Genomic DNA, 26,418 nt, shown 5'->3' with positions numbered 1-26,418 from the left:
TATGGCAACTATCGGTTTGGATAAACTGTACTATGCAAAAATAACCGAGGACTCAAATGGCGAGGAAACCTATGGTGTGCCTTCGGTACTCGCAAAAGCCATTACTGCCGAACTTTCGGTAGAATTGGTGGAAGCAATTCTGTATGCCGATGATGGTGCTGCCGAGGTTGTGAAGGACTTTAATAGCGGTACACTCACTCTCGGTGTAGATGACATTGGCCCGACAGTAGCAGCAGATCTAACTGGTGCGTCCACCGACGACAACGGGGTATTAATTTCTGCAAGTGAGAGTGTAGGTACACCTGTTGCAGTGGGGTTTCGTGCGCAAAAGGCCAATGGAACATATCGATATTTTTGGTTGTATCGCGTTAAGTTTGGACTACCAGCGACCAACTTACAGACAAAAGCGGATTCCATTACCTTTTCTACACCTACTATTGAAGGAACAGTTATGCGCAGGAACAAGCTGGATGGGTTGGGCAAGCACCCATGGAAAGCAGAAGTCACAGAAGGTGACCCCGGTGTTTCATCGTCCACCATAACAGGCTGGTTCACTGAAGTTTATGAACCGGTATATACACCTGAACCATAGGAGGAGAAATGATGGATAATGAGAGAAGTGCCACAATCAAAATAGGTGACAAAGAGTATGAACTGGTTTTAACTACACGTGCAACAAAGGCAATTGCTGGTCGTTACGGTGGTCTTGAAAATCTTGGAGAAAAACTGATGAAATCAGAAAACTTTGAGATGGCACTGGACGAGATAGTTTGGCTAATCACATTGCTTGCAAACCAGTCCATTTTAATTCGTAATCTTAAGAATAAGAACGCACCAGAAGAATTGTTGACAGAGGAAGAAGTGGAGCTTCTTACCTCACCGCTTGATTTGGCGGAATATAAAAGTGCAATCACCGAAGCAATGTTCAAAGGTGCTAAGCGCAACGTGGAAAGTGAGGAAGAAACTCAAAAAAACATGGAAGTCGGGTAACGGACGCTGAAGTCTTTACCCGACTTTATTATTATGGAACAGTTCAGATGGGCATGGATGCAGAGGAATTCTGGCTTATGCCAATTGGACTGTTTTTTGATTTATGGGCTTGCCACAAGCAATGGCATGGGATCGAAAAGCCGAAGAAAACTCGAACGATTGACGATATTATCCCACCAGGCATATAGGAGGAGGTGAAGGTATGGCGGACAATTTTGGATTGAAAATAGGCGTCGAGGGCGAGCGTGAGTTTAAGAACGCCCTGCGAGATATCAATCAGTCCTTTAAAGTGCTGGGCAGTGAAATGGCACTTGTGACCAGTCAGTTTGATAAAAACGATAAATCCATCCAGTCTGTCACTGCTCGTAATGCGGTTTTGAATAAAGAAATCGACGCACAGAAAGAAAAGATTTCAACCCTTAAGGCCGCTCTTGATAATGCCACCTCCTCTTTCGGTGAAAATGACCGCCGCACTCAAAACTGGCAGATTCAGCTGAACAGAGCTCAGGCAGAACTCAATAATATGGAGCGTGAACTTCAGCAGTCTGCGGTTGAAGCAGATAATCTCGGTGAAGAGTTAGACAACTCAGGCAAAAGTGCGGAAGATTCTGGAGGTAAATTTGAAAAGCTTGGTGGTATACTCAAGGGCATCGGTGTGGCTATGGGCACAGTTGCAGTTGCTGCTGGAGCTGCTGCTATAAAATTGGGTAAAGAGGTAGTTACCCAGTTTGGGGAATTGGAGCAAAACCTAGGTGGCTCAGAAGCAGTCTTTGGAGTGTATGCTGCTTCAATTCAAAAGACCGGTGAAGAAGCCTATAGAAATCTCGGAATTTCCCAAAGTGAGTATTTGGCAACAGCTAATAAAATGGGTGCATTGTTCCAAGGCTCTGGCATTGAACAGCGAAAAAGTCTTGAATTGACAGAAAAAGCGATGCAACGTGCAGCAGATATGGCATCCGTTATGGGTATAGATATGTCCGCTGCCATGGAAGCGGTTACGGGAGCGGCAAAAGGCAACTTTACCATGATGGATAACTTAGGTGTTGCCATGAATGCTACAAACATCGAAGCTTATGCTCTTGCTAAGGGACTAGATTTCACTTGGAATACCGCTACACAAGCGGAAAAAGCGGAAGTCGCAATGCAGATGTTTTTTGAAAACACACAGCAGTATGCCGGAAACTTTGCGAGAGAGTCAACTGAGACCATTTCTGGTTCTATTGGGTTATTACAAGCTGCACTTGGCTCTTTTACAGCAGGACTCGGTAACGCTAATGCAGACATGACAAATTTGACGGAAAATCTTGTGGATGCATTCCGTGCAGTCGTTAAAAATATCGTGCCTGTTTTAGAAAACATCGTAACCGCACTCCCACCTGCGTTCGATGCGATTTTAACAGCAATAGGTGACCTGCTTCCGATGTTATTGGAAACTGTCACGAGCCTGTTCACGCAGGTGTTGGAGACACTCTTGAACTTACTGCCTGAACTGATTCCAGCGGCAGTAGATGCAGTAATGACAATTGTTGGTGCGTTGATTGATAATCTGCCACTGCTCATAAATGCAGCAATAGAACTGGTAACCGCACTTGTGGAGGGTATTGGCATGGCTCTACCACAACTCATACCCGCAGCAGTTTCAGCGGTCACGCAGATTGTTCAAGGATTAATGGATAACCTACCACTTATTTTGGATGCCGCTTTGCAGTTGATTATAGGATTAGCACAGGGATTGGTAGATGCAATACCTCAACTAACATCATCCTTACCTGTCATCATAAAAGCAATAGTGGATTTTATAGTTGAATCCATTCCACAGATTATTGATGCAGGTATTCAATTATTGACTTCATTGGTTACAGCACTGCCTACTATCATCACTGCAATCGTGGAAGCAATCCCGCAGATTATCGATAGTATTATCAGTGCAGTTATTGGGTCAATTCCATTGATTATAGATGCGGGCATACGACTATTAATATCACTCATACAGGCACTCCCGCAAATTATCACTACTGTGGTTGGGGCTATTCCGGAAATAATAACATCTTTGGTAAACGCTATTGTAGGTAACATCGACAAGATCATCTTGGCCGGTGTCCAGCTGTTTGTGGCATTAATTGCGAATCTTCCAAGGATAATCGTAGAGATCGTCAAGGCTGTTCCTCAGATTATCTCAGGATTGGTCAATGCTTTTACAAGTTATATAAGCCAGATGGCTAAAGTAGGTGGAAACTTAATCAAAGGTCTGTGGCAAGGTATTTCAGATGCAGGTGCATGGCTATGGAGTAAAATCTCTGGATTTTTCGGCAATGTTGTATCAAAGATTAAGAATTTCTTCGGCATCAGTTCACCTTCAAAGCTATTTGCTGGAATTGGCCACAATATGGGTGAAGGGATCGGTGTAGGTTTTGAGGATGCAATGACAGCAGTTTCAAGGGATATGCAAAATGCTGTACCAACTAGTTTTGATTTTAATTACAGAGGTTTATCTGGGCAAGGGAATGCCAATGGTACAAGTATCACTCAAAATATCTCTGTTGTGTCACCAAAGCCTCTATCTGAAAAAGAATTAGCCAGGGAATTCAAAAATCTGTCTCGCAAACTGGCACTAGAATATTAAAGGAGGTCTGGCAGTGGAACTTACTTATATTAACTCAAGTGGTGAGAGTATCACCCTAAAACAAAGCCGCCCGTATTTTCTTACCAAGATAGACGGAACAGGCAACATACGCCAGACCGTTAATACATTTAAGGCACCGGATCAAGACGGTGCTTTTTATATTTCCTCCACACTGGATATGCGTAATATCACGCTAGAAGGTACGGTCGTAGCGGATTATCTTGACGAGGCTTATGTACGGAGACAGAGATTTCTTAAGATATTTACTCCAAAAATGCGAGGAACTCTTTTGTATCGTGGACGGCAAATTGCTTGTGTGGTAGAGGAAGCAGGATTTACTGTTTCTACTAGACAACGCATACCAAACTTCTTTGTAAGTTTACTATGTCCATCCCCTTTCTTCGAAACATTGGATGAGGTGAGAGAGGAACTGGCATCATGGATACCTCTATTTGAGTTTGAACTGGAGATACCAGTAAGTGGTATGGAGTTTGGAATGCGTCAGCCGAGCCAAATCATCACAGTAGAAAACATTGGTGATGTATCTTGTGGATGCGAAATCGTATTTCGAGCACTGGGTACGGTTACCAACCCTGAACTACTAAACATAGTCACGGGAGAATATATCCGGCTTCTCACTACAATGAGTGCTGGTGATGAACTTCGTGTGTATACCCATTTCGCTGGTAAGCGTGTGGTCCAGGTTGTAGGGTCAACGGTTACAAATGCTTTTTCACTATTGGACACCAATTCAACGTTTTTCCAGCTTGCTGCAGGTACTAACACACTGCGCTATGACGCTTCAGTTAATATGGAACTGTTGGAGGTCAGTATTTACTTTCGTCCACAATTTCTGGGGGTGTGAGTATGGAACTATATATCTTTAATACAAACCGGGAGCTTGTGGGCATCGTGGAATCTTTCGAATATCTTCGATGGACGCGGCGTTATTCTCAGTGTGGTTCATTTGAATTAAAAGCCATAGCCACACAAGAGAATGCCGAACTTCTAAAAGAAGGAAATATCATTTGGAAGAACGATGATGAAGAAGCTGGGATTATTGAGCATCTTTCCTTGTCTCAGACGGATCAGGAATTTATTACGGTAAGTGGTCGCTTTGCCACGTCCTTTCTTGCTAGACGCATTGTATGGCAAACGGAGAAATTGTCCGGTGACATTTCTGATTGTGTGGAGCAACTTATAGAAAATAACCTTATCAATCCTTCTGATGTAGCAAGAAAGATCAGCGGTATATCCTTTTCATCCCCAAGCCTGGATATACCCATTAGCACCCAAATTTCGTACCGCAACTTGATGGACGCAGTGACGGAACTATGTGAAGTTTCGGAGGTTGGTATCAAGACTATTTTTACTCCTGAAACAGGGGTTTTTACAATAATGCTGTATAAGGGGACTGAATCACAGGCAGTGTTCTCTAAGGAGTATGAGAACCTAACTGAGCAGGTTTATACAGTAAGTGCAGCAGATTTTGCTAACACTGCTCTTGTTGGTGGGGAGGGCGAAGGTGCAGAGCGGACATTTGTAGCAATTACAAGTGGATCGGGAGAAACTCGACATGAGATTTTTGTGGATGCTAAAGACCTACGGGCAGAAGATTTTGGAGTGGATTATATCAATACGCTGATTTTTCGTGGGCAGAGCAAGCTAAATGAGCAAGTAATACGTTATTCCTTTGATATATCAGTTAACCCACATGGCAACCTGACTTATAAGGTAGACTTTGACCTTGGCCAGGTTGTTAAGGTTATTTCCAAAGCATGGGGTGTATCTATGACAACACGAATCGCTGAAGTGGAGGAGACTTATGACGCGGACGGTCAAAGCATCAGCGTAGTATTCGGAAAGAGCGAGCTAACAATAGCTCAAAAAATTCGCTCTGATATGAGTGAGGTTAAAACTGCATTATCTGCCCCAACTGGCATCTCTGATATTGCAGAAGCATTAGGCAATGTGTCAGAAACACTTGGAGATATTCATGATCTTGACCCCAATATCCAAGGAGATACTGTTACCGATAGTATCAACAATCTGTTTGGGAAACTGCCCTCACTTGAGGTAATTGTTGGAGAAGGAGCTATATCGATCGGTCAGTATGCCCTGCACCATATGAGCCCTGGAGATGCTTTTTATTTCACCTCGTGGAGCGGCAACAAATTCAGTGATCAGCCAAGCGATGACGGGCATGTCTTTTTGGTAAAGCATAGCGGGGATAACACGGGAAACGGATATCAGCGGGCAATGGGATTTTTTATATCTCGCAACACAATGACGTTTTATGTGATATCTGTTTTTGTATTTAACAATCCGTCTGGTGAAGCGAACTGGTTGAATATTAATAACGATCCAATAACTACAGCACGGATTGCAAATGGAGCGGTCACTGGTGCCAAGATTGCAGAACGAACGATTACAGCAACTAAAATCTCCTCTGCGTTTACTGATTACTCTATGACAGAACAAAACACAGGGCGTCTATGGATAGATGGTAAGGCAATATATCGAAAAGTAGTAAACCTCGGCTCCCTTCCCAACGCTACTCCTGGGAGTGTAGCCCATGGCATAGCAAACCTAAGTACAGTTGTTAGTTTATCCGGCTTTGCAACAAATGGCACCAACTTCTTGCCACTACCGCTTGCACGGTATAACAACTTCGCTTCACAAATCGGTCTTTATGTGGATAAAACAAATGTCGTTGTTGAACCAGGTATTGACCGGACAGATTATACGGGCTACGTGGTTATCGAGTATACGAAAACCATCTAGGAAGGAGGAATTTTTGTATGGAGAAAAGCGGATTTTTCAATTCATCCGATGGAGATAGAGTCTATGATGCCACGGATTTTGCAGCATACTTTGGAAGTCTTGTTTCAAACGGGATATTTTATAAAACAGCTACAAATCTGCAGGTATCACCAGGGATGGGATTGGCAGTAAGCGTGGCGGCTGGAAGTGCGTGGATTAATGGATATAGATATGAGAATACAGATGCGTTAAATATGCCTCTCACTACAGCGCACGGTAGCAATCCACGCATTGACCGGATTGTTGTTCGCTTAAGCCAAATCAGCAGGAATATTCAGCTTGCAGTTGTTACAGGGACTCCAGCTGCTACACCAGTGGCCCCAGACTTAACAAGAACCAGCGATGTATATGAACTCGGTATTGCAGACGTTCTTGTACCTGCTGCAGCTACATCAATAGCAGCAAATAACATTACTGATACCAGATTAAACACCAGCCTTTGTGGGTTAGTGAACTCATTGGTATCGGCGGTTTACGAGTGAGGTGAATTTCTATGGCAACCTATCAAGCGATAAATGCTTGTACATGGCGTAATGGCAGTTGGATTGCGGGTGTAACCGACTACGTTCGACAAGGGGTTTATGCCCCAGCCAATAATTATGAGAATGTTGGTGCCATGTTATTTGACCTTACAAGTATTCGAAATACCTATGCAAACTATTATCCTACCTCTGCCAGTATTCGTCTTGTTAGGATAGCTGCAGGTGATTGGGGTTCAGCCAGAACGATAACACTATATGCTGGAAATGCATATGGTTTGCCATCTCCTAGTTCGGGTACCAGCATATCCGGGAGTAGACCTACGAAAGTTACTTCTGGATATAGCTATACTGTTTCTGCCGGACAGGGTACAAAGGATATCGCAATTTCCACCGCACTCATTGATTCCATCGGTAGTGGAGCTAGTAATTGTTTATTCATGGATGCTGGCTCCAGCACACTAAACTATATGGGATTTCGAGCCAGAGATGATTTAAGCCAGATAGTGTTAACCATTAACTGGGCAATAAGAACCACAGCTTGTAGTGCTCCGACATCCTGTTCATTGAGTGCAACCCTCTCGGAGGACAATGTTACATTATCATGGAGTGGTGCTTCCGGTGGTACAAATAATGCCATCTCCTCCTACGAGATACAGTATAGTGATTCTGCTGACAATTTGAATTGGGGATCGTGGACAGCACTAACTACAGTAACCACCACGGCCACTAGTGGCAGCTTGTCAGTTGCACCACCATCAACACGGGGTAATTATCGTAGGTTTCGGGTGCGAACTCGGGGGACAGCAGGAGCAAGTTATTATTCAGGCTGGAGAGTATCGTCGAACTCTGTTCGCAGAAACACAGTTCCTAGCCCACCAACTACAGTGACTGCTACTCCAATCAATTATAGTGATGAAACAATCACGCTTACTTGGAGCGGTGCTTCTGGAAGTACGAGTGCAATCAAGGGATACCAGATTGCCAGTAGAACATCTACGGATAACAGCACATGGAGTCCATGGAACGTTCTAACCATATTGGCCTTATCGGCCAGTGGAGGTAGTTATAATCCTAACGTGTCACGAGTTCCAGGAACATATACTCAATTTGGTGTATGGACGATAGATAATCTCGATGTCTATTCCTCGGAAAAAATCAGTAATAGCATTTACTGTGATATCACGGCTTGTGGAGCACCGACTGCTTGCTCGGTAAGTTCAACTTTAGCTGAAGGAAATGTTACTCTTTCGTGGAGTGGCGCATCCAGTGGAGCAGGCAACACCATCACATCCTATGAGATTCAATATAGTGACTCGGCAGATAACAGCACATGGGGAGCATGGACAGCATTAACAATAGCGGTTACCTCAACAACAAGTGGCAGCGTAGTTGTTAGCCCACCGACAACTCGCGGTTATTACCGTAGGTTTAGAGTTAGGACACGTGGCACGGTTGGAGAGAGTTTTTATTCTGACTGGACTATATCTAGCAACACTGTCCGCAGAAATACACTGCCCATTCCGCCTACTTCTTTCACTGCTACTCCTCCAATATATGAGACGAATACAGTAACTCTTATGTGGAGCGGAACGATACCGGGAACCAGTGCCATCAAGCAATATGTTATTCAACAAGCTACATCAACAGACGGTATAAATTGGTCGGTATATGAAGCATTGACTACTATTATTTCAAGTGCTACTTCAGGTAGCCATCAGGTAAATGCTTCCCCGGTACCTGGAATGTATACCCGCTATCGAATAAGCGTAACAGATACACTTGATGCAGTTTCAAGCCATGTGGTTAGTAACACGGTAAAGAAAAACAGTCCGCCTGCTGCTCCGATCATCGTCAGTCCTATGACCGGAAAGTCTACTTATAACACTACACCACGCTTTATGATTACTACAGGCACTGAACCAGACGGTCAGACACAGATTGTGGAAGTAAAGATTGATTCAGGTGAGTGGGTTAATAGTGTGGATAATTCTGAGAGATTTTCTACGAGTGGCTATCTGGGAAATGGTGTTAGTACGGTGTACCAAGCGGAACCGCTTGCAGTAGGAAACCATACTGTAACCTTCCGCTGTCTTGATAGTGATATTGAGTCGGCAAGCACAGAAGTTGTCAGGACATTTACTATATTACCGCCACCTTTTGAAACGATTACTGCAAATGAGACTGTTGTAAAGGCAGCACATATTCAGACGCTTCGAACCGCTTTAAATATAGTGCTAAGTTATTACAACTTATCCCCTGTAATTTGGAGTGAAGAGATTATTGCGGGAAGAACAACAGTTAAAAAATGGCCATTTCACATTACTGAAATCCGAAAGGCTATTGATACTATCATTACAGTGGTTAATGGTTTTGACTCTTCTGCAGCATTTGATATACCACCTGTGACATGGCTCCCTATTGGAACAGGGCGTCCAAAGGCGGATGTGATGCAACAAATCCACGATCTTATACTGATGCTGTAAGGTGCGTGATACGGCAACAGCACTCTTGTATTTTACAGGGGTGCTTTTTTAAATACACAAATTAATGTAATGGAGGTGTTTACAGTGAAAGAGATTTGGAATTGGATACAGTTAGCTTTTGCGGCTGTTGGTGCTTTTCTTGGATGGTTTCTCGGTGGGTTTGACGGATTTCTATATACACTGGTCACTTTTGTAGCTATTGATTATCTGACAGGTGTCCTTTGTGCGATTACAGATAAAAAGCTATCCAGCGAAATTGGTGCCAAGGGAATTTTCAAAAAGGTGCTCATCTTTGTAATGGTAGGTATCGCTCATATTCTTGATACACAAATTTTGGGGAGTGCAGGATACGATGGCAGCGCTTTGCGAACAGCGGTAATCTTTTTCTACCTAAGTAACGAGGGTGTATCCATTTTGGAGAATGCAGGTCATATTGGACTACCCATCCCAGAAAAACTAAAGGCGGTTCTTAAGCAACTACATGGTCGTGATGAGGAACCTCCTAAGCCAGGTGATGAAATATGATTGACTTAACGAAAGCGGTAACGGTATTCATTGGTCGACGCGGTGAACACAATTACCGAAATATTGAGTTTGATGTATCAAGCCTACTGGAAGATAACTACCCAAGTGCCTCCTTAAATGCGATTTACAAAAGGCCTGATGGGGTTGCATATCCGGTAGTCACGAACTACGCTGATGGTGTCCTTACATGGCAGCCCAATGCAACGGACACATCATTTGTTGGTGTTGGTCGGCTTGAAATAAGGGTTACTTATGGTGATGTGGTTGGAAAGAGCGCAAGAATACTAACCATAGTCGAGGATGCTCTTGTGGATGGAATTGCTGAACCACCAGAACCTCCAGCACAGGAATGGTTAAATAAAGTGCTTTCAGCTTTAGCTGAACTGGATATTGATGAAATAAATAATCTGCTCAACCTCACTTACAATCTATTAAACAACAACTATGATTTGCTAAATACAACACACAATTTGGTTGAGGATACCCGCGAAAATTTATATATGCGGACAGGTATTCTACTAAACCATTTGCATCCAATAGAAACAGCTAGTGCACCGGATATGATTAGCCGGAGGGCAGCCATCACATTTAGCAATATAGCAAATGGAAACAATGTAGTGATTGGCATGATAACATATACCTTCGTTACAGCTTTGGGTAGTCCAGCTGCAAATAATGTGCAGGTTCTAATTCAAGACACCCTTCGTAATACAGTTAAGACACTTGCTAGAGCTATAAGGGGCATTGATGACGAAATGAATATTGCCTATGGAATTGGGACTGATCCAAATCCAATTTGTACAGCTTACTGGACAAGTCAAAGGTTTTCCATAGGTAGTACTACCGTTGAGGCAGGTGAGAGCCTTTTTCTACTTGAAAGAGCAGAAAATGTGACTTCCGCAATACCTCTCTCATCCACTGCAACCACTATTATTAGTGACTTCACCCGTTCGGCCTATTCAAGATATATTTTGTCGGGTAATGTCTCGGGTTCAGGCGGTGCAAACAGTGTCCGTGGTCCTTTGCACACGATATTACCTATTAATAGTGTGGTTATTGGCGGTCAGGGCGGAGAATTGTATACGACGGCTTATGATTGCCATTTGATAACTCTTTGTCGTCAATCGGATACTAGTGAAAAGGAACTGGACTTGTATATTTCTAATGATGAGGAGACGTTCACCAGAATTCAACGGAGTACACCTGTCGGATCGAATACTTCAGCAGAATCCTTGCACATTCATATTCAAATGCGGCAGGCCAGAGTTCCAGCCGGTTATGGACTGTATATCTGTATGGGAAGTGATGGAACATCATCAAATGCTTATTGTGATTTAAAGTTTACCTATCACCTGTACCCTGTCCATCTTACACCTGAGCCAAATGATTAAATGTTGAGGTGATTATAATGAAATTATACAAACTAATACTTACGAACAATGCCTGCTACAAAGCAGGCAAAACAATAAAACCGAAGGGTATAATGGTTCATTCAACAGGGGCTAACAACCCATGGTTGAAGAGATATGTTGGTCCAGATGATGGTTTGCTCGGAAAGAACCAATACAACAATCATTGGAATCAGGATAAACCCGGAGGTCGTCAAGTTTGTGTCCATGCTTTTATTGGTAAGTTAGCAGATGGCTCCATTGCCACATACCAAACATTGCCTTGGAATCATCGTGGTTGGCATGCTGGAGGGGATGCGAATAATACCCATATAGGTTTTGAAATTTGCGAGGACGGTCTAACCGATGCCTCGTATTTTTCTGCTGTTTATAATGAAGCAGTAGAGCTTTGTGTACATCTTTGCAAACTCTATGGACTAAGTGAGAAGGATATCATCTGTCATAGTGAAGGCTATAAGCAAGGTATAGCCAGTAACCATGCGGATGTTATGCACTGGTTTCCTAAGCATGGCAAGACCATGGATACCTTTAGAGCAGATGTTAAGAAACTTCTAAGCGAAGAAGAAAAATCAGCAAAACCAGCAAAAAAGAAATACTATCGTGTACAAATAGGTGCATACACTGTCAAAGCAAATGCTGAGGCACAGCTTGCCAAAGCTAAAAAGGCAGGATTTACGGATGCATTTATTAAGTATGATTGATCAAAGGGAGCGAGTAAAAAAGCATTTTTGCTTTAGCTTCACAGAGTTTCCCTAAAAAATTAACTATTAGTTGTATATAGCCTGTGGGGGTTATTCCCTTGCAGGCTCTTTTTTTATGCTCTGATTTAATTTAATTATTACAAATCCTCAACTTCGACCTGTTCCCGCGGCTATTAGGTAGGAGGTGATTCTAAGTGAATCAGAATGAGGATAAAAAAGTCATGAAGATCTCGGACGAGGTTATAGACAAAAGCATCGAGTTAAAGAAAATGTCACAGGAGCAGCTACAGCGTGAGTTTGATTATATTCAGGCAGAGAAATTACTTAAAAAGATGCTTCAAAAAGGTTTAATAACAGAGGCAGAATTCAACAAGATAGACGCACTCAACCGCCAAACTTTCTCTCCTTTTTTAGCAGAAATAATGCCCTGAAGTCGTTGATATATAAGGGTTTCAGAGGTAATATGTGACCTACCAAGAAGGAGGTGAGGCGATGAAAAAGATAACGAAAATAGAAGTAAATCAAGATTATATTTTTAAGCCAAAAACACGAGTAGTTGCCTACTGTCGAGTTTCTACAGATAGCGATGAACAACTAGTCAGCCTGCAAGCACAAAAGGCTCATTATGAGACCTACATTAAGGCAAATCCAGAATGGGAATATGCAGGCTTATACTATGACGAGGGTATCAGTGGTACGAAAAAGGAGAATCGTTCTGGCTTACTTAGAATGTTATCAGACTGTGAAACCAGAAGCATTGACTTAATTATTACAAAGTCCATCAGTAGGTTTGCTAGAAATACTACAGACTGTTTAGAGATGGTTCGCAAACTGATAGACCTTGGGGTTCATATTTATTTTGAGAAGGAAAACATCAATACGGGGTCAATGGAAAGTGAATTGATGCTCTCCATTTTAAGTGGCCTTGCAGAGAGTGAGTCAATTTCTATTTCAGAAAATACTAAATGGGCAATTCAAAGACGATTTCAAAACGGAACATTTAAAATTTCCTACCCACCCTATGGCTATCAAAACATTGACGGTCGCATGATAGTAAATGCTAAGCAGGCTGAAATTGTGAAGTATATTTTTGCAGAAGTATTATCAGGCAAAGGTACACAGAAAATTGCAGATGATCTTAATCGAAAGGGTATCCCTTCAAAAAGAGGTGGTCGTTGGACAGCTACTACCATTCGTGGAATCTTGACCAATGAAAAATATACTGGCGATGTTATTTTGCAAAAGACCTATACTGACAGCCATTTTAACAGGCACACCAATTACGGTGAGAAAAATATGTATCTAGTAGAAAATCATCATGATGCAATTATCAGCCATGAAGATTTTGAAGCTGTGGAAGCTATTCTCAATCAGAGGGCAAAGGAAAAAGGAATCGAAAAGCGCAACAGTAAATATCTAAACCGATATTCTTTTTCCGGTAAGATTATTTGCTTGGAATGTGGCAGTACCTTTAAAAGACGGATTCATTCATCTGGAAGAAGAGAGTACATTGCTTGGTGCTGTAGTAAGCATATAAGCCATATAACGGAATGTTCCATGCAGTTCATACGAGATGAAGATATAAAGACTGCATTTCTTACGATGATGAATAAACTCATTTTTGGTCACAAGTTCATATTAAGACCACTTTTGAATGGGCTACGCAGCCAGAATAATGCAGAGAGTTTTCGTAGAATCGAAGAGTTGGAAACCAAGATTGAAAACAACATGGAGCAAAGTCAGATGCTGACGGGCTTAATGGCCAAAGGATATCTGGAACCTACTCTGTTTAATAAAGAAAAGAATTCATTGGAAGCAGAAAGAGAAAGTCTTTTTGCGGAAAAGGAACAACTTACCCATTCTGTCAACGGAAATTTTACAAAAGTAGAGGAAGTTGACCGACTGCTTAAGTTTACGACTAAGTCCAAAATGCTCACAGCCTATGAGGATGAGCTGTTTGAAAATTATGTAGAGAAGATTATTGTCTTTTCACGGGAGGTAGTTGGGTTTGTATTAAAATGTGGAATCACACTGAAAGAAAGGTTGGTGAATTAGATGGGTCACACACCCTTTGGATATAGAATTGAAGATGGAAAGGCTGTTGTAGATGATATAGCAGCAGAACAAGTAAAAGAGTTATTTTCAGGTTACTTGTCAGGATTATCCTTGAAGAATGCTGCAATAAAAGCTGGGATAGATTGCTACCATGCCACAGTAAGTAGGATGCTACAGAACAAGCAATACCTTGGAGACGAATTCTATCCTCCAATTATTGATGAGGAGATATTTGAAAAAGCAAGGTTAGAAAAACAAAAGCGAGCAGAAAAACTCGGAAGGATATGGGAGCCTAAAGATGTACCAAAAACGGATTATCCTGTAAAGTTCAAAGCAAAACCTCTGGTACAAAAATATGACGATCCATATAAGCAGGCAGAATATGCTTACAGTTTAATAGAAAGTGAGGTGTAACCAGTGGCAGTAAGTAGGAATGTAACAGTAATTCCAGCAATTAAACGAATCGGAAATAATAAAAATAGTGAGAGTAAACCCAAAATACGAGTGGCGGCTTACTGCCGAGTTTCAACGGATAGTGAGGAGCAGGCCTCAAGTTACGAAATTCAGATTGAGCATTATACAAACTATATTAAGAGGAACAAGGAATGGGAATTAGCAGGTATTTTTGCGGATGATGGCATCACTGGTACCAATACGAAAAAGCGTGATGAATTTAACCGAATGATTGAGGAGTGTATGGCAGGCAATATTGACATGATTATCACAAAATCAATCAGCCGATTTGCCAGAAACACGTTGGATTGCCTTAAGTATATCCGTCAGTTAAAGGATAAAAACATTGCTGTGTTCTTCGAGAAAGAGAATATCAACACCATGGATTCTAAGGGTGAAGTTTTACTGACTATCATGGCATCCCTTGCCCAGCAAGAAAGCCAATCCCTAAGCCAGAACGTTAAGCTGGGTATTCAGTATCGATACCAGCAAGGTGAAGTTCAGGTCAACCACAAGCGTTTCCTTGGTTACACCAAGGATGAAAACAAGCAATTAGTGATTGATCCAGAGGGTGCTAAAGTTGTTAAACGGATTTATAGGGAGTACCTAGAGGGAGCCAGCCTTTTGCAGATAGCAAGAGGACTAGAAGCAGACGGTATTCTAACAGCGGCAGGCAAAGCCAAATGGAGACCAGAAACACTGAAAAAGATACTGCAGAATGAAAAATACATCGGTGATGCTCTTCTGCAAAAAACATATACGGTTGATTTCCTTTCTAAAAAGAGGGTCAAAAATAACGGCATCGTTCCCCAGTATTATGTAGAAAACAGCCATGAGCCTATTATTCCACGCGAGCTTTTTATGCAGGTTCAAGAAGAGATGGTTCGAAGAGCGAATATCCGAGGAGGTAAAGGTGGTAAAAAGAGAGTCTATAGTAGTAAGTATGCTTTATCAAGTATTGTTTACTGTGGGCAATGCGGTGATATTTACCGACGAGTACATTGGAATAACCGAGGTTACAAGTCTATTGTTTGGAGATGTGTTAGTCGTTTAGAGGAAAAAGGCTCTGAATGTACGGCACCTACCATAAATGAGGAAACATTACAGGCAGCAGTGGTTAAGGCTATTAACGAACTTTTGACTAACAAAGAGCCCTTCCTCTCAACGTTACAGAAAAACATAGCTACCGTCCTCAATGAAGAAAATGATAATACCACCGATGATATTGATAGAAAACTGGAAGAGTTACAACAACAGCTCCTTATACAAGCAAAATCAAAAAATGACTATGAAGATGTGGCTGATGAAATATATAGACTTCGGGAGTTAAAGCAAAATGCAATTGTAGAGAATGCAGATCGAGAAGGGAAAAGGCAACGAATCGCTGAAATGAGTGATTTCTTGAATGAGCAATCCTGCGAGTTAGAGGAGTATGATGAGCAATTAGTAAGGCGGCTAATTGAAAAAGTTACGGTATTTGATGAAAAGCTGACCATTGAATTCAAATCAGGTATTGAAGTAGATTCATAAATATATGCTTGGATGGCCAAATCGTCAATCAGGAGAGACATTTTCTTGATTGATGATTTTATTTTGTAATTGACTAAAGTTGGTAATATGTATATAATCTTATCAACAATGTTGTCAATATTGTTATTGGTAAGGAGAGAACAACGTGATTGATGTTAACGAGCTATTAGAAGAAGCTATTAGAGAAACAGAAAATTTGAATGAAGGTGAGGTCTTTCTTGTTAAAGATTTGTTCAAGGGCTATATATGGAACAGGATACCAAGAAAGGATCGGCTTCTGCTTGGAACTTTATTTCTTAACCGAGTTAGCAAAATGAAGGGCAATATAAAGGCTATTGAAAAGACTTCTTCAAATCAACAGAAGTATAAAAAAGTCTAAAGTAACAGTTATAAAAGGTAGTGAAGAACTATTAATATTATAAGTCTGGATAGGGGTGAATGATTAAATGGAGCAAGCTAATACTGTTGAAGATTATTTAAAAAAGCTATCGCGCTACGATATTTATAATAATGTATTTTATAGAGGACAGTCAGAAAAATATAAAAATATCACATCGAGTGTTTCCAGAGATGTAGGTTATACAATGAATGAAAGCTCTATCTACACGGAAGCTATAAAAATGAGAACTATGGAGTTTGATGGCTTAACTTCTCCAATTGAGTGCTTATCGAAAATGCAACATTATGGAATTCCAACGAGACTAGTAGATTTGACAATTGATCCTTTAATAGCACTCTTTTTCGCTGTCCAAAAAGTGGACTGTAAATCACATGGGAACGTATATGTATTTGTTCAACCAGAGCATTCCTTAAATGATAAGAGAGTTAAGCTGTTGTCACATCTTGCAACATTAAAATCACTTAAAATTGATGTGATAAAAAGTTCCTATATAGAACGCTATTCAGAAAATATAACAGAAGATGAAATATTAGAATTTGCTTCAAAAGGAGCATTTATAAAGCACTCCGTAGAACTTCAAAAATCAAACGAAAGACTATTCTGCCAGAAAGGGACTTTTGCAATCTGTGGTAATGAAATAATAGGTAGAGAGATAAAAAAAACTGTATTACCTCTTAATTCAATTGAACCAACAATGGTTATAAGGATTCCTTTTGAACATAAACAAGCAGTAAAAAAAGAGCTGGATGAAAAGTATAATATTAATGAGACAACAATATATCCTGAGTTACCGTCGGTTGCTGATTATTTGAAGGAAAAATATAAAAAAGTAGATTTTGATCTGGAGGGTACATATAGCATTCTTGAAGTAAAAGACATGTCTAATTCAGGTGCTAGACGCTGTTCTATAGTAGCAGTATTAAATAAAGTTTTGCGCATTGAAGAAATAAAAAATATTGGAATTCAGATTATTGATCAATATAAAAGTGCAAACGATGTTGTTTGGGTGTATATTGCAAAAAATGGCGACGATTATATTATGCGAAACTGGATGATAAGAGGGCAATGGATTAGAGAATCCTTAGACCCTAGATGCAAGCCACATCTTATTGGAGATATGGATGAATTAGGGTATATTTGGCGCTTTGAAAAGTCCTACAGTACACTGGCAGATTATTATGATGAATATTCCTTTACAGATGATAAAATTCTTTATACTCAAAATATGAAAACATTTGAAAAATTTGAACCTCACTATAAGTTTATGTTAAATGCCTTTGAGAGTGGAAATATGAAGGACTTAGAAGAGTATGCTATTGATAATGCAGGAGATATCACTAAGTTATTTCTAAAGTTTGGTGATTATGGCCACTCGAGAAATAATGAGTTTGACAAATACTTGAACAGTTTTCAAGAAGTGGCGTTACATTTGGATAACATAGTCTTGTGGGTGAAAAAGGAAGAATTAAATTCACATACTAAAAGATACCTGATTTCAAATTGTTTTAGAGATGCTAAGTTGCATTTTAATAGAATAAAGGAACAAGCTATGTATTGGAAAAAAACCATTAATCTTTCAGAGGACGAGTACAATAAAATTGATCCCGAAAAAATAAAAAGACAAGAATATCAGTATAAACAAACAATACCACTAAACCCGGATGGTTTGGATGTTACCTTTAATCTTGATATTTCTCAAAACATCGACAATACATTGAATATAAGAGGAACGACTAATCTTTTTGATAAAGCATCATTAATGATATCTTTGAGAAATTCTAAAGGCTTACTATTAGCACAGAATAAATCATTAGTGGAAAATGGAATATTTGATTTTGGTAAACTTGGAAAGAAAGGTATTGGCTTCGATAAAGGAAAGTATAAAGTAGATATTACTCTTGCAATTCCCTCAGTTCAAAACGAAGAATTTTTGCTTAAAGCAGGATTAGAGTATGAGAATTTAAAAGGAAAATATGTTGATAGAACCGGTATAGGACCAACGATTAGCTATACGGAAGAGTTCGAAATTTAGTTTGTTTGAGCCTATTTAGTGAAGTGGAGGATAAAATATGTCCGATGTAAAGAATGCATATGATCAGATTATTGATTTTTTAAGCAATGAAACAGAAAAAACATTATTGCTAAGAGGTATTGCTGACAAGGAAAAACATCAGGCTCTTCTTAAGGCCTTGAATGCTCATGGAAACTTGAAAGGGCTGATTAATTTAATTCATACAACAAAAGATGGAATGGAGAGCTTCTTCCGTTGGGCCGAACTCTATAAAGTTAACGTACCGAAAAAATATGGACAAGGAATGAAGTTATCAAATCTTACAATTTTCTTTGATAATTTAACCACTAAAAGCAATAGTGAAAAATACGATGATTATGCATTTGACTTTATGATTATATGGCCAATTCAAAGTGTAACAAAAAATGAAAAAGAGATTCAGATGTTAAAAGAAATGGCTGAACGTCAAAAAACCAAAAAGATCATATATTAGTGTTAGTATAGTTTTGTAGACACAGAAATTCGAACGATTTAAAATAAGAAGTGAAAGGAAGTGTCTACAATGGGAAGAGGTCAAAAACATTACACCAAAGAATTTAAAGATACTATAGTAGAGCTATATAATTCAGGAAAGCCGCTAGCAGATTTAGCTCGTGAATATGGCATACCAAAATCAACAATGGTGACATGGTTAAACAAAGCCAAACCAGTAGTAATTGATAAAGATAAAACCGTGACAACAGCCGACTATCAAGTCATGTTAAAGAAGATAGCAAGGCTAGAAGAGGAAAATGAAATACTAAAAAAAGCCATGGCCATATTCGCGAAAAAGTAGATTCTATATTTAAATTCATAGATGATAACAAGGACAAGCATGATGTTAAACTAATGTGTAAACTGCTTAAGGTTTCAAGAAGCTCTTATTACAAAAGCCTTAACCAAGTTGAAAGTAAAAGAAGCATTGAGAATAAAAGGTTAAAAGAAGAAATTCTTAAAATATATAATGATAACAAAAAACGTTATGGAGCTCCGAAGATCCATAAAATACTAATAAGACAGGGGGAATCTATAAGTTTAAAGAGAGTTCAAAGGTTTATGAATGAATTAGGGATAAAGTCAATAGTTTGTAAGAAGTACAAGCCCTATTCATCAAAAAACAAGGTTGAGGAAAGGGAGAACATCTTAAAAAGAGATTTTTCCACAATTACAATCAATGAAAAGTGGGTTACTGATATTACATATATCCATACACTGCGTGATGGATGGTGCTACCTAGCTTCTGTGATGGACCTTCATAGTAGGAAAATCATAGGCTGCGCCTTTGATAAGGTTATGGATACTGATTTAGCCATTAGAGCTGTAAAGAATGCCTATGAATGTCAAAAGCCTAATAAGCAGGTTATATTACATAGTGATTTAGGATCACAGTATACAAGCTCTAGATTCTCAGAATATATATCAGAAATTAAATTCATTCACTCATTCAGTTCTAAGGGAAATCCCTATGACAATGCCTGTATTGAGTCTTTTCATGCTGCCCTAAAAAAGGAAGAGGTTAACCTAGTAACCTACTACGATTTTAATGCTGCAAGACTGGCAATTTTTGAATACATAGAATCCTGGTACAACAGAAAGAGAATCCATGGTAGCATTGGGTATATTACCCCTCAGCAATGTGAGGATATGGCTAGAAAATCAGCATAGTAAATCCGAGTTTTTGTGTCTAAAATATTGACATAGGTCCATATCTTACAATAAAGGAACCTTGGTACAACCCAGATTCTTTAGAACCTATTTCCGACCGAGTAATTAAACTAGATTGTGAGAATGATGATCCAAAAGAGTACCAGCGAATTTTAGCTGCCTACGAAGAGGATATGAAAAGGCGCTATTAAGTGAGATTAAATGAATTAACAGTATTACTTGGGAGGAATTTAGCATGGCTACTTTTCAGGATTTTATGAAATTAGATAGGAATTTGAACGGAGGGATTGCATGGTAAGCAAAACAGATGCTATTGAGATAATAACATACGCTGAAGAAAGTGGAATTAACATATGGATTGATGGTGGTTGGGGGGTAGATGCATTATTAGAAGAAGAAACAAGAGTACACAATGATATTGATTTATTTGTGGAAGAAAGTAATAGTAAAAAGTTTATTGAAATTATAAAAGAAAAAGGCTTTGCTGAAGTTACAGAAGCATATACCACCACATCTCACACAGTTTGGAAGGATACTAAAGGTAGGATAATTGATCTTCATATATTTAAATTCAACGAACAAGGATACATTGTTTTTGAAGGAGAAGCATATCCCCCAAAAGTGTTTAGTGGTATTGGGAAAATAGGCGATAAAATGGTTAGATGTATTGATGCTGAAAATCAAGTATTATTTCATCTGGGATATGAGCATGATGAAAATGATATACATGATGTAAAACTATTGTGCGAGAGATTTAATATTCCTGTTCCGGGTGAATACAAGTAACTGACAAATTCCAATTTGTCTATCAATAGTGCAATAAATTAGAGTTAAGAGGAGGAATAGATGTGGCACGTTCTATTAGAGATTCCCTTTCGGGATTTGGAAGTGAACTGTTGGAACGAATAAGAGAAGATAGCAATGCAAGGCTAGATGAAGCTGCCTTTGAAGAAAGAGTCATTGGGATTGAAAAGGCAACTGCGGCTCTGAAGGAAGCCAAAGTTGAAGATGAGAAAATCATTTACCTTTTGCAAAAATATTGGGATTTACGCCTTAGCGAGGCAAAGGAATTTTTGCAGCAAGAAAGATACACTGAAGAGAAGTAAAGGATTCCTGTAGGTAAACATCTCAAAGATAAATTCAGTTTAACGATACTAACTACATGAAAGGGAATCGACAATACTGTGCACAGATTGTCGGATGGATAAATGCATCCTCTGATAATATTGATGATGAAAGGAGGTTGTTTGATGGATTCTTTAAGAAGTATGAATAATGCATTGGAGTATATTGAAGAGCACTTAACAGAGGAAATTGATTATAGTGAAGTATCTAAAATCGCATATTGTTCAGAGTATCATTTCAAGCGGATGTTTTCTTTTTTAGCAGGCATAAGTTTATCAGAATATATTCGGAGAAGAAGACTGACGTTGGCTGCACTTGATTTGAAAGATAGGGATTTGAGAATAATTGATGTAGCCGTCAAATATGGCTATAATTCGGCTGATTCATTTTCCCGTGCTTTTCATTCCCTGCATGGCATTCTCCCTTCTGAGGCAAGGAGTGAGAATACACAATTAAAAGCTTATCCTCGAATGACCTTTCAATTATCAATTAAAGGAGGATGCGAAATGAACTATCGTATTGTTGAGAAAGGACCTTTTAAGTTAGTAGGATTTAAGAAGAGAGTTCCAATTATGTTTGAAGGTGTCAATCCAGAGATTGCAAAAATGACTGAACTTTTAACCCCTGAGGTTATTAAAGAATTAAAAGCACTTTCAAATGTAGAACCAACAGGGATTATTAGTGGATCTATTAATTTCTCGGAAGGAAGAATGGAAGAAAAGGGTGAGCTGGATCATTACATTGGGGTAGCAACATCAAGTGATGAGACAGCGGAATTTGATGTATTGAAAATAGATGCTTGTACCTGGGCAATATTTGAATCCATCGGTCCATTCCCAGAAACACTTCAAAATGTATGGGGGAGGATCTATTCAGAGTGGTTTCCATCTTCAGGATATGAAGCAGTTGAAGGTCCTGAAATTTTATGGAATGAGAGTCCAGACACTGGAAATCCAAAGTATCGAAGCGAAATCTGGATTCCAGTAAAGAAAAAAGACTATTAATTACATTAATGTTTATTATTGAGGGCGCTCCTAGTAAGAGTGCCCTTTTCGTAAACGGGTACGATTGGTGGATATGTTCCCGTCTACCGATAGCTCCAAAAACGCAGTGGATATGTTTCCGAGAACGGGCAGGTTCAAATGACATTCATTCTGTCCTCTCGAGCCACGTGGAGACGGTAGTCTTGATGTCAAGGGTTGAGAAATAGAAGTGTTCAAAAGACAGATAAATAAAGGGTTTTCAAGGTTGGAAGATTTTCTGCCTGATGTCTGGCAGTGCCTTTTAACCTTCGAAATCCTTATTTTTGTTTATGAGGAAATAGTTCAACTGTAAAAAATGTGTGTAGGGTTGAGTTGACAGGTTAGATAACGTTTATTTTTGTAGGGGTTGTGGAGACAGGATAGATGTGAAGTTTTTGATGTAAGGTATTTTTATCTTAATAAAAATTACTTTTTACAATAAAAAATTATATATTTTCAGTCCTTGACAACTAAACTTTCAAACCTATGTATGGCTTTATGCCATATTTCTTCTGCTTCGTCTCCCATGCTTTTTGCAAGCTGAAGTTTTGATCTTATTTTGGAAAGAATATTTTTTTTGCTCATCTATATTAACTTCTGGAACTAGAACGCGAAGTACATCATTTTCTTTATTAATTGCTGGGTATCCAGAACCACTACAAAACCTTTCAAATTGAGCAGTTACGATTTCGCTTCGGAGCATGTTGAAGTCGTAACACTGCTTACGAAGTAAGTAGATGTACGTCTCATGCCAGAAGTTCACAAGAAAGTGAGAAGAAGACGAAGCTTGATTGTTAGAACTTTACGGCTGAGTCAGTAGTATTGATTAAAAGAAAACACAGCTAAGAAATGTTGAAATTTCAATAGAAATAGAAGTTTTATAAAAAATGAATATGTTACCTTTAACGAGGATAGAAAACGGAAAGCTTAAAATTAAAAAAGAACAAGCTCTAAGTAGCCATCATTTTTATTTTAAGGTGGGGGTTATTTGAGTTTTACGAAAAATTTGACATGGGTTTATTCTTTAGTATTGCCCAGAAGATGACGGTGTTTGAAGGAGAAAAAATTATTGTAAGCCTACTTGATGGAACCGAGGTTGAAGTTGTAATTGAATAAAGGATTTAAGATGAGCCAGTTAGAGTGATGTATGGTCACTTTGACTGTTTTTTTTTGTTTTAAACAATAATATTCTGTCAATTTGTGTCGGAAAATATTTACAATGAAATTATTGACAAATTTGGAATGGGGGGTAGAATAATTATTGTAAGCAAGCTTGTTTATAGATTTGAAAGAATTATCTAAGGAAAAGTTCAAGGGGTGATTAAATCATGAAAAAATTGACAAGAAAAATTATTAGTTTTATACTTATGATACTGATGGTATCTAATATAAGTATTTCAGCTTTTGCAAGTGAAACTGAATTAAGTTCTAAAAATACAAATATTAATAAATGTAATATTGTTATTACTAATGATGGAGTGTATATTAATGATGTTTATTATACACAAGAACAGTTTGTGAAACTTCTTAATACTGCAGTAGAAGTAGATATAACTGAATTAAAAAACGATACTATTAAGAATAATAGTGCAATGAGAAGTGTTGGTGTGCAGAGTGCTACAGGAGCTCTTATTGCAGGTACATGGTGGATTCCAGGAGTTGGAGAAGTAGTGATTACTGCTGCTGGAGTAGTAATTATAGGTGGTACAGTAATAGCAGCAGGTACTTGGTTATATAACAAAGTTGTTGATTGGTTTGAAGCTAGAGCGGAAATAAAAGCTGTTAAACAAAAAATTCCTGAGCGTTTAAAGAACAAAAAAGGTGAAGTTGATTTAGGAAAGTTCAAGCAAAAAGTAAAAGGTAAAACTGCATATAAAGAAAAGGGAGGATGGACAATAGAGAAAGATACAGCACAACATGGAGGTAGAAAATGGAAATTAAAAGATAATTCGGGAAGAAGAGTTGCTTCTTTAGATGAGAATGGAAAGGTGTTAGGAAAGTAATGGAAAAGATATTAGAGTTTATTGAAATATTACAAAGTAGTGAATCTTATCATTATATTGATTGTTTACCCGAGAAAATCAGCAGTGATAGATATTTTGAATTGGAAGAATATCTTATGATAAATTACTTAGATGATTTTAGCCAAAAGATTTGTCGAATAATAATGAAAATGATTACATATTATGATGCTGAAATTTATTTAACAGAGTTTCCTGAAGAAAAGAGTAGATTTAAGTTTTATGAGTATGAATATAAAAATATTCGATCAAAATCGTTGCAAGAGATTCATAAAATAATTTCATATATCATAAAAAATGATATTTCATCAGCTCAAATAATCTTTCCCGAAAAAAATATTCTTGTTAGTATAGATGGTGGATTTTCTGTAACTATATATGGCAAGAATGATGAAGTATTAAAATTAGTTGAAAAACTTGTTAAGCAAGAGAATTTATTTCTAAAATTTGCTTTTTAGTTATTAATTGTGATAAACAATATATAAAAATAAATATACTATATTAGAATAAGTCCAGTAGATAGTAAATTTATAGGTTCTACTGGACTTTGAAATTTTAATATTTATTTTAATAAACCACAGAAAATTTTGTAAAATAAATAATATGATCAAAAACTATATTGTTGATTAATTGAGAAACAGTATCTGTAACATAAAAAATAAATGATAGTATATGGGGAATTATAGATATATAGGTAAATAATAAATAGAATAATATTTGAAAGGTTATGATGTACAATGGATTTAGATAAGTTAGAGAGAATTATAAAAAATGAAAAATGGGAGGAACTTATAGTTTTTTTCGATGCTATTAATGAATATTATTTAAAAACAGTTGAGAAATATGATCTTTTCAGAATTTCTTTTTACACTTGGTATGTTATGGCTGAATGGGGAAGATTATCACCAAAATTAGAAAAATGTTTAAACCAAGCAGAAAATATATTACTAGATGCCTTTAAAATAGCAACTGAGAAATATTCAAATGACGGAGATTATTTGTGGTTTTATGGTTATTTAATTAGTGTTTTTCCGGAACACTTTGTATCAGTATATTCTGATTATTTAAAAGCAGAAAATACAGGAAAACAAATGTTAAATGTGGCTTCACAAATGCAATATACTTTAGCAATTATTTTTAATGAAAAGTTTTCGGAAAAAGATGTTTTGGAAAGTGGGAAAAAAGACTTAGAAAACATATTTGATAAAAGTACAGAAGTATATAATTATTTTATTAAAATGATAGAACTGATAGAGTCTGAGAATAAAAAATAGAATATTTCAAATAGAAAAATATATAATGTTTCTGTTAAAGCAAAGTTATAAGCGTTCATCTTGAATTCATAGGGGGTAAAATTAAAATACTCCCTTATTTTTCTGTGAAAATTTATCACCTTTCTATCAAAACACATGTTGAGTGCGTCACATTGATGTCAAGGGTTTAGAAATAAAGAACAGAAAAGCTTGTAAATAAAGGGTTTCCAGACATTTAGTTTTTCCCGAGGCCGATCTGCCGGATGTGGCAATGTCAGGAAACCCTTATTTTGGTTGCTTGAGGGAACATATCAACCGTCCAGAAAATTAATAGTTGAGTTACCAGATTAGATAACCCCCTTTTTTACAGGGGGTTGAGGGTGCAGGATGGATGTATAATTTAATCTTCTCGCTCAGCATCCGTATCAAAAATTCTATCAAGTTCCTCGTTTGATGTAATGCCACGAACTTTATTTCTAACAGCTACTTTTGCCATATCAAGTCTATAGAAATGTTCACGACCGTCTAATCCTTTCTTTTGCCGGATAAGTTGAATTCTTCCAAATTTATCCCAATGTTTCTCTGCGAATTTTGCTAGGCCAACTGCCTTGGGATAATTGTCCTTACGGCTGGGGTCGTGTGGTTCTAGAATATCAAAAATGTAACCTTGTACATCAGCTCTCTCATAAGCCCCTAAATTGATTTGGACAATTGCCTATACATTTATTATAATGTAGAAAGTGATTGGAGGTAAGCCATGAGAGGAAGAACTTATACAAAAGAATTGAAGGAAGAAATATTAAGAGAA

General features: G+C 38.3%; 25 protein-coding genes. 24 read left to right on the top strand and 1 reads right to left on the bottom strand.

Annotated elements, in window-relative coordinates:
* Position 1: 1 nt before the first annotated feature.
* The 21 genes from CPAL_RS04975 (at position 2) to CPAL_RS04875 (ending at position 22,318) form a co-directional block, all read left to right on the top strand.
* Positions 2–592: a major tail protein gene (locus tag CPAL_RS04975; RefSeq protein ID WP_012102978.1), complete on the top strand. Its 591-nt coding sequence runs from the start codon at positions 2–4 to the stop codon at positions 590–592.
* Between the two features lie 11 nt (positions 593–603).
* The gene (locus CPAL_RS04970; RefSeq protein ID WP_106024198.1) at positions 604–990 is read left to right on the top strand and encodes a hypothetical protein; all 387 of its coding nucleotides are present in this window, start codon (positions 604–606) and stop codon (positions 988–990) included.
* Positions 991–1,192: 202 nt separating this feature from the next.
* Positions 1,193–3,613: a phage tail protein gene (locus CPAL_RS04965; protein WP_106024197.1), complete on the top strand. Its 2,421-nt coding sequence runs from the start codon at positions 1,193–1,195 to the stop codon at positions 3,611–3,613.
* A gap of 13 nt (positions 3,614–3,626) precedes the next feature.
* Positions 3,627–4,478, top strand: coding sequence for a phage tail family protein (locus CPAL_RS04960; RefSeq protein ID WP_106024196.1), 852 nt, complete (start codon positions 3,627–3,629; stop codon positions 4,476–4,478).
* Between the two features lie 2 nt (positions 4,479–4,480).
* A complete protein-coding gene (locus tag CPAL_RS04955; protein WP_106024195.1) occupies positions 4,481–6,397 on the top strand; it encodes a siphovirus ReqiPepy6 Gp37-like family protein in 1,917 nt (638 codons plus the stop codon).
* A gap of 161 nt (positions 6,398–6,558) precedes the next feature.
* Positions 6,559–6,918, top strand: a complete 360-nt coding sequence (locus CPAL_RS04950; protein ID WP_242976285.1) for a hypothetical protein — start codon at positions 6,559–6,561, stop codon at positions 6,916–6,918.
* 11 nt (positions 6,919–6,929) lie between these two features.
* Complete coding sequence (locus CPAL_RS04945) at positions 6,930–9,401, top strand: phage tail protein (RefSeq protein ID WP_106024193.1); 2,472 nt, start codon at positions 6,930–6,932, stop codon at positions 9,399–9,401.
* A gap of 84 nt (positions 9,402–9,485) precedes the next feature.
* Positions 9,486–9,926: a phage holin family protein gene (locus CPAL_RS04940; RefSeq protein ID WP_106024192.1), complete on the top strand. Its 441-nt coding sequence runs from the start codon at positions 9,486–9,488 to the stop codon at positions 9,924–9,926.
* A complete protein-coding gene (locus CPAL_RS04935) occupies positions 9,923–11,317 on the top strand; it encodes a hypothetical protein (RefSeq protein WP_106024191.1) in 1,395 nt (464 codons plus the stop codon). The genes CPAL_RS04940 and CPAL_RS04935 overlap by 4 nt, the downstream gene beginning before the upstream one ends.
* Before the next feature lie 17 nt (positions 11,318–11,334).
* A complete protein-coding gene (locus CPAL_RS04930; RefSeq protein ID WP_106024190.1) occupies positions 11,335–12,036 on the top strand; it encodes an N-acetylmuramoyl-L-alanine amidase in 702 nt (233 codons plus the stop codon).
* A 194-nt stretch (positions 12,037–12,230) separates the two neighbouring features.
* On the top strand, positions 12,231–12,467 hold the full coding sequence (locus tag CPAL_RS04925) for an SHOCT domain-containing protein (RefSeq protein WP_106024189.1): 237 nt from the start codon (positions 12,231–12,233) through the stop codon (positions 12,465–12,467).
* Between the two features lie 61 nt (positions 12,468–12,528).
* Positions 12,529–14,091 (top strand): recombinase family protein, encoded by a 1,563-nt coding sequence (locus tag CPAL_RS04920; protein WP_106024188.1) that lies wholly within the window; start codon positions 12,529–12,531, stop codon positions 14,089–14,091.
* Positions 14,092–14,505: a recombinase family protein gene (locus CPAL_RS04915; protein ID WP_106024187.1), complete on the top strand. Its 414-nt coding sequence runs from the start codon at positions 14,092–14,094 to the stop codon at positions 14,503–14,505.
* 3 nt (positions 14,506–14,508) lie between these two features.
* The gene (locus CPAL_RS04910) at positions 14,509–16,074 is read left to right on the top strand and encodes a recombinase family protein (RefSeq protein ID WP_106024186.1); all 1,566 of its coding nucleotides are present in this window, start codon (positions 14,509–14,511) and stop codon (positions 16,072–16,074) included.
* 145 nt (positions 16,075–16,219) lie between these two features.
* On the top strand, positions 16,220–16,453 hold the full coding sequence (locus CPAL_RS04905) for a single-stranded DNA-binding protein (protein ID WP_041844905.1): 234 nt from the start codon (positions 16,220–16,222) through the stop codon (positions 16,451–16,453).
* Between the two features lie 67 nt (positions 16,454–16,520).
* Positions 16,521–18,506 carry an FRG domain-containing protein gene (locus CPAL_RS04900; protein WP_052514477.1) on the top strand — a complete coding sequence of 662 codons (1,986 nt, stop codon included), beginning with the start codon at positions 16,521–16,523 and terminating at the stop codon, positions 18,504–18,506.
* Between the two features lie 37 nt (positions 18,507–18,543).
* Entirely contained in the window at positions 18,544–18,978 is a 435-nt protein-coding gene (locus CPAL_RS04895; RefSeq protein WP_207654916.1) for a hypothetical protein, read from the top strand.
* A 69-nt stretch (positions 18,979–19,047) separates the two neighbouring features.
* Positions 19,048–20,189 (top strand): IS3 family transposase gene (locus CPAL_RS04890; protein ID WP_242976284.1). Its coding sequence is split into 2 segments (ribosomal slippage): positions 19,048–19,294 and positions 19,294–20,189, totalling 1,143 coding nucleotides; the frame shifts between segments, so codons are not numbered across the junction.
* Between the two features lie 291 nt (positions 20,190–20,480).
* Entirely contained in the window at positions 20,481–20,975 is a 495-nt protein-coding gene (locus CPAL_RS04885) for a nucleotidyltransferase domain-containing protein (RefSeq protein ID WP_041844907.1), read from the top strand.
* A 62-nt stretch (positions 20,976–21,037) separates the two neighbouring features.
* Positions 21,038–21,295, top strand: a complete 258-nt coding sequence (locus CPAL_RS04880; RefSeq protein WP_095142714.1) for a cell division protein MraZ — start codon at positions 21,038–21,040, stop codon at positions 21,293–21,295.
* Positions 21,296–21,439: 144 nt separating this feature from the next.
* Positions 21,440–22,318 carry an AraC family transcriptional regulator gene (locus tag CPAL_RS04875; RefSeq protein ID WP_095142715.1) on the top strand — a complete coding sequence of 293 codons (879 nt, stop codon included), beginning with the start codon at positions 21,440–21,442 and terminating at the stop codon, positions 22,316–22,318.
* A 514-nt stretch (positions 22,319–22,832) separates the two neighbouring features.
* On the opposite strand, the gene CPAL_RS13745 is transcribed toward CPAL_RS04875, so the two are convergent.
* Complete coding sequence (locus CPAL_RS13745; RefSeq protein WP_133241820.1) at positions 22,833–23,039, bottom strand: restriction endonuclease subunit S; 207 nt, start codon at positions 23,037–23,039, stop codon at positions 22,833–22,835.
* Between the two features lie 625 nt (positions 23,040–23,664).
* On the opposite strand from CPAL_RS13745, the gene CPAL_RS04865 reads away from it, so the two are divergent.
* The 3 genes from CPAL_RS04865 to CPAL_RS04855 all read left to right on the top strand — a co-directional run bounded on the left by CPAL_RS04865 (position 23,665) and on the right by CPAL_RS04855 (position 25,631).
* The gene (locus tag CPAL_RS04865) at positions 23,665–24,339 is read left to right on the top strand and encodes a hypothetical protein (RefSeq protein WP_106024185.1); all 675 of its coding nucleotides are present in this window, start codon (positions 23,665–23,667) and stop codon (positions 24,337–24,339) included.
* Entirely contained in the window at positions 24,339–24,815 is a 477-nt protein-coding gene (locus tag CPAL_RS04860) for a hypothetical protein (protein ID WP_061858700.1), read from the top strand. The genes CPAL_RS04865 and CPAL_RS04860 overlap by 1 nt, the downstream gene beginning before the upstream one ends.
* A gap of 279 nt (positions 24,816–25,094) precedes the next feature.
* Complete coding sequence (locus tag CPAL_RS04855) at positions 25,095–25,631, top strand: hypothetical protein (RefSeq protein WP_061858701.1); 537 nt, start codon at positions 25,095–25,097, stop codon at positions 25,629–25,631.
* Positions 25,632–26,418 lie beyond the last annotated feature (787 nt).

The sequence above is a fragment of the Clostridium thermopalmarium DSM 5974 genome (genome assembly GCF_002995795.1).
In the GTDB taxonomy this organism is placed as follows: Bacteria; Bacillota; Clostridia; order Clostridiales; family Clostridiaceae; genus Clostridium_H; species Clostridium_H thermopalmarium.
Note: the sequence above shows the minus strand (reverse complement) of the source record. Positions and strands in the feature narration are given on the sequence as shown.